The sequence below is a fragment of the Synechococcus sp. GFB01 genome (assembly GCF_001039265.1).
Taxonomy (GTDB): domain Bacteria; phylum Cyanobacteriota; class Cyanobacteriia; order PCC-6307; family Cyanobiaceae; genus NIES-981.
Window position 1 is genome coordinate 1 of sequence record NZ_LFEK01000113.1, and the last position, 9848, is coordinate 9848.

A 9848-nucleotide genomic window follows, 5' to 3' on the forward strand; every position below is an offset into this window, starting at 1 on the left:
GGTTCCCAGATCTTCGAGCTCCAGCCCCACCGTGATCTGGCCGGTGTGATGGCCGACGCTCTGCAGCGGGCCCGGACCCTCGGGCATCCTGTGACGGACCTGAACGTGGGCGGCGGCCTGGGCATCCGCTACGTGGCTTCCGACGATCCGCCCTCGATCCAGGACTGGGTGCGCACGGTGGCCCAGGCCGTGGCCGCTGCCTGCGGCGAGCGTGGTCTCGAGCTCCCCCGCCTGCTCTGCGAACCCGGCCGTTCGCTGGTGGCCACCGCCGGCGTGACCCTCTACGAGATCGGCAGCCGCAAGGAGATCCCCGGCATCCGCACCTATCTCTCGGTGGATGGCGGTATGAGCGACAACCCCCGGCCGATCACCTACCAGTCGCAGTACACCGCCCTGCTGGCCGACCGCCCCGGCGCCGAGGCCACCGAGACCGTGACCGTCGCCGGCAAGCACTGCGAATCGGGCGACGTGCTGCTGCGCGACGCCTCCCTGCCGCCGGCCACCAGCGGCGAGATCCTGGCGGTGCTGGCCACCGGTGCCTACAACGCCTCGATGGCTTCCAACTACAACCGCATCCCGCGGCCGGCTGCGGTGCTGGTGCACGACGGGCTGGCGGACCTGGTGCAACGCCGGGAGCAACCGGAGGATCTGCTGCGGTACGACGTGATGCCAGCCCGGCTTCAACCGGTACCCTGACCGGCAGGGTTGGGGCAGACCGTGGGCGCGCCGTCGCTGGATCACTGGCTTCGGCTGCTGGATCTGCGCCTGGTGCTCGACCTGCTTCTCGCCACCGCCCTTGGAGTGGTTGTTCTCGGAGGCGTCACCGAGACCCGCACCATCTGGCTGCTGCGCGGCTACCTGCTGCTCGTGGCGCTCGCCTGGTTCGTGCAGCGCTACGCGAATCTGCCCCTCACCACCAAGCTGGTCGATGCCCTGGTGCTGGCCTGCAGCCTTGCTCTGGCCATCCTCTGGCAGGGGGAGCTGCGGCGCCTGATGGAGTTGCTCGGCACCGGACGCTTCGGCGCGCTGTTCGGAAATCGCAGCCGTGATCAACTCGCCTCCGGTGCNGTGGCGGTGCTCAGCGAGGCGGCCGGTCGGCTCTCCCAGACCCGTCGCGGTGCCCTGATCGTGGTGGATCTGGGCTCCGACCTGCGACCGGAGGATTTTCTCAACCCCGGGATCAGCATCGATGCCCAGCTCTCGGTGGATCTGCTCCTCAACCTCTTCGCGGCCGACACCCCTCTGCATGACGGCGCCGTTCTGGTGAAGGCCAATCGGATCGTGGCCGCCGGGGTGATCCTGCCCCTGTCGCGCCAGGGGCTGAATCGCTACGGCACCCGGCACCTGGCCGCCCTCGGGCTCACCGAACGGTTCGACCGCTGTCTGGCGATCGTGGTGTCCGAGGAAACCGGCACCCTCTCGCTGGCCAGCCAGGGCCGCCTGGAGCGCCCGATCACCAGCAGCCGCCTGCATGACCTGCTCAGCCGTGCGCTCACGCTTCCGGCTGGTCGTAGCGTGGCCAGAGACGCGCCGGAATCCCGCGCATGAGTCGCGCCCTGGTGTCCGGTTTCAACCAAGCACCCGTCACGCGGTCGGCGAGCCTTCCAGTGCCGCTGGATCCCGCCCGTCTGCCACGGCATGTGGCGGTGATCATGGATGGCAACGGGCGCTGGGCCCGGCAGCGCAACCTGCCCCGGGTGATGGGCCATCGCCAGGGCGTGGAAGCGCTCAAGCGCACCCTGCGGCGCTGCAGCGACTGGGGCATCGGGGCGCTCACCGCCTATGCCTTCTCCACCGAGAACTGGAGCCGGCCCGGCGAGGAGGTCAGTTTCCTGATGACCCTGTTCGAGCGGGTGCTGCAGCGGGAGCTCGGAGCCCTCGAGCAGGAGCAGGTGCGGATTCGTTTCCTCGGTGATCTCGAGCCGCTGCCGACCCGCCTGCAGGAACTGATCGCCGAGGCCACGGCCCGCACCGCGACCAACACCGGCATTCATTTCAACGTCTGCACCAACTACGGCGGTCGCGCCGAGCTGGTGCGGGCGGCACGCCTGCTGGCGCAGCGGGTGGCACGGGGAGAGCTCGATCCCGACCAGATCGACGAGACCGCCTTCGCCGCCGAACTGCACACGGCCGGCGAGGCCGATCCCGATCTGCTGATCCGGACCAGCGGCGAGCAGCGCATCAGCAATTTTCTGCTGTGGCAGCTGGCCTATGCCGAACTGCACATCACCGAGGTGCTCTGGCCCGATTTCGACGAGGCCGCCCTGCTGGCCGCCCTGCTCGACTACCAGGGTCGCCAGCGCCGCTTCGGCGGCGTCGATCCGCTCGGTTGACGACCCTGCGACCAGCCGCCCACCCCGCCTGCCCGCCCGCCCTTGACTCCCGCCATCCCCACCCGGCACGACTGGAGCCGCAGCGAGATCCGCACTCTGCTGGAGCTGCCGCTGATGGAGCTGCTCTGGCGGGCTCAGGGCGTCCACCGTGAGGCCAACCCCGGCTATCGCGTCCAGCTGGCGTCGCTGCTCAGCGTCAAGACCGGCGGCTGCGAAGAGGACTGCGCCTACTGCCCCCAGTCGATGCATCACAGCAGTGACGTGAGCGGTCGGCCCGACCTGGCGGTGGAGCCGGTGCTGGAGCGCGCGCGGGCGGCGAAGCAGGCCGGTGCCGAGCGCTTCTGCATGGGCTGGGCCTGGCGGGAGATCCGCGAGGGGGCTCCCTTCGAGGCCATGCTGGCGATGGTGCGCGGTGTGCGGGAGATGGGCCTTGAGGCCTGTGTCACCGCCGGAATGCTCACCGACACCCAGGCCGTCCGCCTGGCTGAGGCAGGTCTCACGGCCTACAACCACAACCTCGACACCAGCCCAGAGCACTACGGCCGCATCATCGGAACCCGCACCTACCAGGAGCGGCTCGAGACGCTGGAGCGGGTGCGCCGCGCCGGCATCACGCTCTGCTGCGGCGGCATCATCGGCCTGGGCGAGGGTCTCGATGACCGGGCCGGCCTGCTTCAGGTGCTGGCCTCGCTCGATCCCCACCCCGAGAGCGTGCCGATCAATGCCCTGGTGGCGGTGGAGGGCACACCGCTGGAGGAGCAGCCCCCGGTGGATGCGCTGGAACTGGTGCGGATGGTGGCCACCGCCCGCATCCTCATGCCCCATTCGCGTGTGCGGCTGAGCGCCGGGCGCGAGCAGCTCAGCCGCGAGGCCCAGATCCTCTGCCTGCTGGCCGGCGCCGATTCGATCTTCTACGGCGACACCCTGCTCACCACCAGCAACCCTGCCGTGGAGGCCGACCGGGAGCTGCTGGCCGCCGCCGGCGTGCAGCTGTGGGCGGAGTCGGAACAGGGGGCCTGCGTCTGAGCGGGATGGCGCCTGCGGAGATCGAAGCCGTGCCCCGGCCTGGTGCGGATCCTGACCCGGGCCTGCTGGTGGCCGCCTTCTACCGCTTCGCGGCGCTGCAGGATCCGCCGGTTCTGCGGCGCGGGCTGCTGAAGCTGGCCACCGCCCGGGCGGTGCGCGGCACGATCCTGCTGGCGCCTGAGGGTGTCAACGGCACGATCTGCGGCCCTGACGCGGGCGTCGAGGCGGTTCTGCAACACCTGCGCAAAAGGGCGGGACTGGAGCGGCTGGAGGTCAGGTTCAGCCGGGCAGGGCAGCAGGCTTTCCATCGGCTCAAGGTCCGGCTCAAGCGCGAGATCGTGACCCTGGGCCTGCCCAGCGTGCAGCCCTATCTGGCCTCGTCGCTGGGCACCCATGTGCCGCCCCGGGAGTGGGATGCACTCATCCGGGATCCGGGCACCCTGGTGGTCGACACCCGCAACGCCTACGAGGTGGCGATCGGCAGCTTCGAAGGGGCCATCGACCCGGGCACCGACAGCTTCCGGGACTTCCCCGTCTGGGTGGAGAGGCAGCTGCGCCCCCTGGTGGAGCAGTGCCGGCCCCGGGCGATCGCGCTGTTCTGCACCGGCGGCATCCGCTGCGAGAAGGCCACGGCCTATCTGCAGCAGCAGGGTTTCGAGGGGGTGCATCACCTGCAGGGAGGAATCCTGCGCTACCTCGAGGAGATCCCGGAGGAGCGCAGCAGCTGGCGCGGCGAGTGCTTCGTGTTCGATCAGCGGGTGGCGTTGAAACATCGCCTCGAGGCCGGCGAGCACAGCCTCTGCCATGCCTGCGGCCTGCCGCTCTCGGCGTCGGACCGCCAGCTCGAGAGCTATGTGGAAGGGGTGAGCTGCCGCCACTGCCTCGATCGCTTCAGCGAGGCTGATCGGCAGCGGTTCGGCGAGCGCCAGCGTCAGCTGGAGCGAGCCCGCTGCCGCGGCGCGGCCCATCTCGGGGCGGTGATGCCGTCGGCCCATGCAGCTGCCGATGGCTGAGCCGGCGGCGACTCCTGCCGGGCTGGTGCTGTACAGCTTCCGCCGCTGCCCCTACGCGATCCGGGCGCGTCTGGCCCTGGCGGCGGCTGGACTGCGGCCGGGGGTGGATCTGGAGCTGCGGGAGGTGAGCCTCAGGGCCAGGCCGCCGGAGCTGCTACGGCTTCGCCGAAGGGCACGGTGCCGGTGCTGGTGGATGGCGAGCGGGTGATCGAGGAGAGTCTGGAGGTGATGCACTGGGCCCTGGAGCGGCGCGATCCCGGCGGCTGGCTCACCGGCTGGAGCGCAGCCGAACAGGCCGTCATGGCGGAGCTGATCGCCACCAACGACGGGCCCTTCAAGCACCACCTCGATCGCTTCCGCTATCCCGACCGTTTCGGCACCGCTGGGCCGGCCGAGCGTTCCTTCCACCACAGCTCAGCCCTGGTGCTGCTGCAGAGCTGGAGCTGGCGGCTGGAGCACGGCGGCTGGCTGCTAGGCGAGCGGCCTTCGCTGGCCGACTGGGCCCTGCTGCCGTTCGTGCGCCAGTTCCGACTGACCGATCCGACGGGCTTCGATGCCGAGCCGGGACTGTCCCCCNTGCGGGCCTGGCTGGCGCGCTTTCTGGCGGGGCCTGAACTGGGGGCTGTGATGGAGCACCCCTGGGCCGAGCGCTCCCCCTGGCGCTCGCCCAGCTGGCTCTATCACCTGGCCCTGCGGCGGGAATGGCAGGCGGCCTGCGGCGAAGGGGTCTACCGACGCTCCACCCGCGGCCGTTCGCTGGAGGAGGTGGGGTTCATTCATCTGAGCAGCGCCCACCAGCTGCAGGGCACCGCCGAGAGCTTCTACGACGACCTGAGCGCCGACGAGCTGCTTCTGCTCATCCTCGACCCGCAGCACCTGGCCGCGGCCGGCCTCGAGCTGCGCTACGAGCAGGCCCCACCCAACGGTGACCGCTTTCCCCATCTCTACGGGGCCCTTCCGCTGCACGCGGTGCTGCTGGCTGAGCCGTGGCAGCCCTCACACATCCGGCAATAGCCTTGTGCCATCCTATGGGCGGTGGGCCGCTGGAGTGATCAGCCTGCCGACCCTCACCGATCTGGACGGGGAGGCCCGCCGGCGGAGCCTGCTGCTGCGCCTCCAGGTGCGTCGTCCCGCGGGGATGGTCTGGACCCTGCGGGTGGGCGTGGCACGACACCGCGTTCCGGCCGACCCCGATTCGCCGCTGCAGCTGCTGGGTGAGCTCAAGGGGTGGGCCCTGCCGCTTGCCGATGGCCTGCGGCTCGACACGATGCGCGTTCAGGGCGAAGACAGCATCGACGTGGGTTCCCTGATCTGGGCGGCAACCTTCGCCTGGGCCCTGGAGTCCACCCCCTGCCGTCGGGCCAGTCTGCTGGCGATCCACGACGGCGAGCGGCAGCACCGCCGACTGGTGCGGTATTTCCGCCGGCTGGGGTTCACCCCGGTGCGGGAGCTCGGGGCCGGGCCGGCCGATCTGCCCGCCCGACTGCTCTGGGGCGGTGCCGGCCTGCTGATGCATGGCGACTGCGTCGAGGGCCTGCACCGCAGCGCCCTCAGGCTGGCGGCTCTGGAGGTGCGTGGCCAGCGGCGCTGGAGCGACTGAGGGCCCGCCTGCGCTCCGCGAGACTGGGCNTTGGCCTTCNACCGCCCNGGCCCGGATGGGTTTCGATCCCCGCCGCTGGCGATCTGCCGGAGGCAGTGCCCCGATGGGTGCCAGCCCCGTGACCGGCAGTCTCGAGGCCCTGCAGGCCGAAAACGATGCCCTGCGGCGTGAGGTGCGGAGGCTGCAGCAGCAGCTCGAGCTCCAGGCCCTGGCTTTGCGCCGGCGCCCTCGGTCGGACGCAGCGGAGACGAGCGCTCGCAGCCGCGTGACCACCGGCATGAGCCACGGGATCACGGCCGATCAGGTGGAGCGGTGGGGCCAGAGGATGGCCACCCATCCCCAGTGGCGCAGCCTGCGCATCGGCCCCCNNGGNGGGCTGCGGGAGCTGATCGAGCAGCAGCGCCGCCATTGGTGGAATCCGGGCCTGGAGCTGGAGGAGGAGCTCGATCGGCGTTGCCCCGGCCTGGGGACGGAGCTGGCCGAGGCGCTGCGCGGTCCCCACAGCCGGGTGCGCTGGGTCGTGCGGGCGGCCTTCGCTTTGTATGGACAGCGTGCGCCGGAGTGGCTCAGCGCCGACCCGCAACGGGTGGTGACCGAGCTGCTGCATCGGCTGGAACNGGCAACGCGGCACCCGCACTGAGANCCACAGCCGCAGCCGGCAGCAGCGCNAGCGCTCCCCAGCCCTCGAGGGCGGTTGGTCTCGATCCCCGTCGCGCCGCGCTTGCCGAGCTGGGTCTCGAGCCCGGCGCCAGCCCCGAGGCGATCAGACGGGCCTATCGCAGGCTGGCCAAGGCCCACCACCCNGATCTGGGCGGCGATGTGGCGGCCTTTCACCGCCTCGATGCCGCCTACCGCCTGCTGCTCGGCTCGCCGTGATCGTGCTGGACGCCGCACAGCTGCTGGATCTGCCGTCCTCCCAAGCAGCGGCGTTGCCCGCCGGCGCCATCAGCAGCGGGATCCCCGGGGTTGGCATCAGTCCGGTGGGGCCGCAGAACGTGCCGCGCTGGGCAGTGAATCGAACAGGTTCAGGCCCAACCGTTCGGAGAGGAACTGGGCGGTGAGCTGGCCGCGCACGCTGTTGCCGGCCTCATCGAGCGGTGGGGACCAGGTGGCCAGCGCCCCCTTGCCCGGCGCCACCGTGATCATCCCGCCCGACACGCCGCTCTTGCCCGGCAGGCCGATCTGATAGAGCCAGTCACCCGAGGTTTCGTACAGCCCGGCGGTGACCATCACCGCCAGCACGCGCCGGCAGATCAGCGGTTCGATCACCTGCTCACCACTCAGGGGCTGGCGGCCCCCGTTGGCCAGGGTGCAGGCCATCAGCGCCAGATCCCTGGCCGTCACCAGCAGCGAGCACTGGCGGGTGTACAGGTCGATCGCCGTGGTCGGATCACATCCCAGCTGCTGATGGGCGCTCAGCAGGCTGGCGATGCCCTCATTGCTGAAGTTCGTGGCCTGCTCGGAGTCGTAGACCCTCCCATCGATCTCCAGCCCGCGGCCCGCGAAGCGCGACAGTCCGTCCTGGATGAAGCGCCACTTCTCCCCGGTGCTGGTGCCGGGCACCAGGCTCGTGGCGGCGATCGCGCCGGCGTTCACCATCGGATTGGAGAGCCCCTCGGTGCTGCGCTCCACCGCCAGCACGGAGTTGAACGGCAATCCCGTGCTGTTCACCCCCAGCGTCTCGCGCGCCACCTGTTCGCCGATCGCCCCGCATACCAGCGCGAACAGGAACGGCTTGGAGAGGCTCTGGATGCTGAAGGGCACCGCCACATCCCCGGCGCTGAAGAGCGCACCATCGGTGGCCGCAACGCAGATCCCGAAGCTCAGGGGGGATGCGGTGGCCAGCGCCGGAATGTAGTCGGCAACGGTGCCGTCGCTGATGCCGCAGAAGCGGGCGTGCGCCTCCTCGACCAGGCTCCCCACCACCTCCGCGCTGGGCAGGTGTCCGGTGGACACCCACGGCGATGCCATGGCGCTCACCGGGTCTCCCAGGGAAAGCGGGGCAGCCTGTACAGCGCCTCACGCTGCGCGTCACTCCAGGTATCGATCATGGCGGTGAGCATCGGGTCATCGGCTTCGAGCTTCAACTGCTCCGCGATGGAGAGACTGCCGGCTGGAATCACCACCAGTTCGAAAGGCGGCCCCACGCTGAGATTGGAGCGCTGCGTGAGCACCTGCGACATGATGCACAACCTGGCGGCATCATCGAGGCTCAGATGGGTGTGGCCCACATTGTCGAGCGGAGGTTTGCCGTATTTGCTCTCGCCGATCTGCAGGTACGGGGTGTCGCGGGTGGCCATGATCGCGTTCCCCTGGGGATAGATCAGATACAGCCCATGGGGTTCAGCGCCGATCTGTCCGCCGAGGATAAAGGTGGCTTCCGAGCTGGCGCCCACGCTGCGCAGCGCCTCCTGGTTCTGCTTCTGCACCGCCACACTCACCTGCCCCACATAGGCGGCGGCTTCGAACAGATAGTCGCAGTGACGCAGATCACCTCTGGCCGCATTCCCGCTCTCGAAGCTGCGTTCCAGGTCGCGGCGGATCCAGCTCACCACGGCCTGGGTCGTGGCCAGATTGCCGGCCGCCATCAGCACGAACAGCCGGTCGGGTGCCGGCTGGAAGACATGCATCTTGCTGTAGGTGGAGATGTAGTCCACCCCGGCGTTCGTGCGGGAGTCGGACACCATCACCAGCCCCTCCTCCAGCCAGTAGCCAACGCAGTAGGTCATCGCTGGGATTCGGGCGGGAGGCACTGCCGGCGGGAACCGGCGAAGCGTAGGGAGGAAGTCTGGATCACACCGTTCGTCGATGCGGCTTCCGGACGCTGCGCGGTGCCAGGGGCGACCGCCGGCAGCGCCTTCAGGCCGGTGGCAGCAGGTCCTCCGGGGAGAGATCGGTGCGCCTCAACAGCGCGAACAGGGTGCCGGCGTTGCCGCGGCAGAGGCGAAGCTCCCCGTCGAGCACGGTGATGTCCAGCCAGGCCGGGAAGGGCTGCCGAACCCNGCGCAGCAGCTGCAGCCGGGTGTCGCCCAGCCGTGGGCCCAGCCAGCCGCCGCGCTGGAAGCGCACCTGCACCCGCTGGCTGGTGTTCACCTCGCTGGCGTTCACCGCGATGGCGGCCTCCACCGCGATGGCGGCCAGCGGGCCGAGCGGCCCGGCGAGCCGCAGCAGGTTCATCGCTCGTCCCTGGGATGGAGCCAGCAGCTGCAGGTTCTCGAACCAGGGGGCCACCGCGAGGTAGGGCTTGTTGCTGCTGCTCCAGCGCAGCTCCCACACCCCTTCCAGCAGCTCCAGGGCTCCGGGGGCGGTCAGATCGGCCGGGGTGGCACGCTCCAGAGTGACGAACAGCTGGCGCACCCGTTCCCCCTGGCGGTTGGCGGCGCCCCGACCTCCTTCCCGCAGCAGCGTCAGCAGCTCCAGGCGGGGCTGGGCGGGGTCGCCCGGGGGCGGGATCGGTTCCGGCATCGGGGCAACCAGGAGCACACCGGTGCCATGCTGGCCGCAGCCTGGCCGATCCGAGGCTCCGGCGACCCATCGGAGGCCACCGGGCACGGCGGCTGCGTTCAGCCCAGCCAGCTGATGAAGCTCTGGATCACCAGCGAGTTGGTGATGTCCACGAAGAAGCCCGACACCAGGGGCAGGATCAGGAAGGCCCGCTCGGCCGGGCCGTAGGTCTGGGTGACGGCGGCCATGTTGGCCATCGCCGTCGGCGTGGCTCCCATCGAGAAGCCGCCGAAGCCGGCGCAGATCACGGCGGCCTGGTAGTCGCGGCCCATGACCCGGAACACGACCAGAAGCGCGTAGGCGAAGGCGATCAGGAACTGCACCGCCAGGATCAGCAGCAGCGGCCCGCCCAGTCCCTGGAGCGTCCACAAC

General features: G+C 70.3%; 11 protein-coding genes and 2 pseudogenes. 9 read left to right on the forward strand and 4 right to left on the reverse strand.

Translation table 11 applies throughout. The annotated features are described in order from the left end of the window. The 9 genes and pseudogenes from SYNGFB01_RS11050 to SYNGFB01_RS16535 form a co-directional block, all read left to right on the forward strand. Positions 1-696 (forward strand): annotated as a pseudogene (locus SYNGFB01_RS11050) (diaminopimelate decarboxylase); the annotation flags it as partial. A 21-nt stretch (positions 697-717) separates the two neighbouring features. Then, positions 718-1548 (forward strand): diadenylate cyclase CdaA, encoded by an 831-nt coding sequence (cdaA, locus tag SYNGFB01_RS11055; RefSeq protein WP_369795554.1) that lies wholly within the window; start codon positions 718-720, stop codon positions 1546-1548. After that, positions 1545-2333 carry an isoprenyl transferase gene (locus tag SYNGFB01_RS11060; protein WP_048018071.1) on the forward strand — a complete coding sequence of 263 codons (789 nt, stop codon included), beginning with the start codon at positions 1545-1547 and terminating at the stop codon, positions 2331-2333. Before cdaA ends, SYNGFB01_RS11060 begins: the two co-directional genes overlap by 4 nt. A gap of 42 nt (positions 2334-2375) precedes the next feature. Beyond that, positions 2376-3359, forward strand: a complete 984-nt coding sequence (gene bioB / locus SYNGFB01_RS11065) for a biotin synthase BioB (RefSeq protein WP_048018072.1) — start codon at positions 2376-2378, stop codon at positions 3357-3359. A gap of 5 nt (positions 3360-3364) precedes the next feature. Beyond that, the gene (locus SYNGFB01_RS11070; protein WP_048018073.1) at positions 3365-4372 is read left to right on the forward strand and encodes a rhodanese-related sulfurtransferase; all 1008 of its coding nucleotides are present in this window, start codon (positions 3365-3367) and stop codon (positions 4370-4372) included. Then, positions 4365-4909, forward strand: a pseudogene (locus SYNGFB01_RS16525) (glutathione S-transferase N-terminal domain-containing protein); the annotation flags it as partial. The gene SYNGFB01_RS11070 and the pseudogene SYNGFB01_RS16525, both read left to right, overlap by 8 nt. Before the next feature lie 90 nt (positions 4910-4999). Beyond that, positions 5000-5386: a DUF952 domain-containing protein gene (locus tag SYNGFB01_RS16530; RefSeq protein ID WP_369795555.1), complete on the forward strand. Its 387-nt coding sequence runs from the start codon at positions 5000-5002 to the stop codon at positions 5384-5386. A 37-nt stretch (positions 5387-5423) separates the two neighbouring features. After that, on the forward strand, positions 5424-5972 hold the full coding sequence (locus SYNGFB01_RS11080; protein ID WP_048018077.1) for a hypothetical protein: 549 nt from the start codon (positions 5424-5426) through the stop codon (positions 5970-5972). Between the two features lie 561 nt (positions 5973-6533). Further along, positions 6534-6848, forward strand: a complete 315-nt coding sequence (locus SYNGFB01_RS16535) for a J domain-containing protein (protein WP_053068467.1) — start codon at positions 6534-6536, stop codon at positions 6846-6848. 96 nt (positions 6849-6944) lie between these two features. Here the strand turns inward: SYNGFB01_RS16535 and glsA are convergent, their stop codons facing one another. The 4 genes from glsA to SYNGFB01_RS11105 all read right to left on the reverse strand — a co-directional run. Continuing rightward, positions 6945-7943: a glutaminase A gene (glsA, locus tag SYNGFB01_RS11090; protein ID WP_048018078.1), complete on the reverse strand. Its 999-nt coding sequence runs from the start codon at positions 7941-7943 to the stop codon at positions 6945-6947. Between the two features lie 5 nt (positions 7944-7948). Further along, the gene (locus tag SYNGFB01_RS11095; protein ID WP_048018074.1) at positions 7949-8701 is read right to left on the reverse strand and encodes a 20S proteasome subunits A/B; all 753 of its coding nucleotides are present in this window, start codon (positions 8699-8701) and stop codon (positions 7949-7951) included. A 130-nt stretch (positions 8702-8831) separates the two neighbouring features. Beyond that, positions 8832-9437: a PAP/fibrillin family protein gene (locus SYNGFB01_RS11100; protein WP_048018079.1), complete on the reverse strand. Its 606-nt coding sequence runs from the start codon at positions 9435-9437 to the stop codon at positions 8832-8834. Between the two features lie 98 nt (positions 9438-9535). Further along, the coding region (locus tag SYNGFB01_RS11105) for a sodium/glutamate symporter (protein ID WP_304413515.1) at positions 9536-9848 on the reverse strand (313 nt) is incomplete at its 5' end.

Coding starts and splice junctions, on each gene's coding strand:
- SYNGFB01_RS11060 (WP_048018071.1), top strand. CDS start 1,545: ATGAGTCGCGCCCTGGTGTCCGGTTTCAACCAAGCACCCGTCACGCGG.
- SYNGFB01_RS11070 (WP_048018073.1), top strand. CDS start 3,365: ATGGCGCCTGCGGAGATCGAAGCCGTGCCCCGGCCTGGTGCGGATCCT.
- SYNGFB01_RS16530 (WP_369795555.1), top strand. CDS start 5,000: ATGGAGCACCCCTGGGCCGAGCGCTCCCCCTGGCGCTCGCCCAGCTGG.
- glsA (WP_048018078.1), bottom strand. CDS start 7,943: ATGGCATCGCCGTGGGTGTCCACCGGACACCTGCCCAGCGCGGAGGTG.
- SYNGFB01_RS11095 (WP_048018074.1), bottom strand. CDS start 8,701: ATGACCTACTGCGTTGGCTACTGGCTGGAGGAGGGGCTGGTGATGGTG.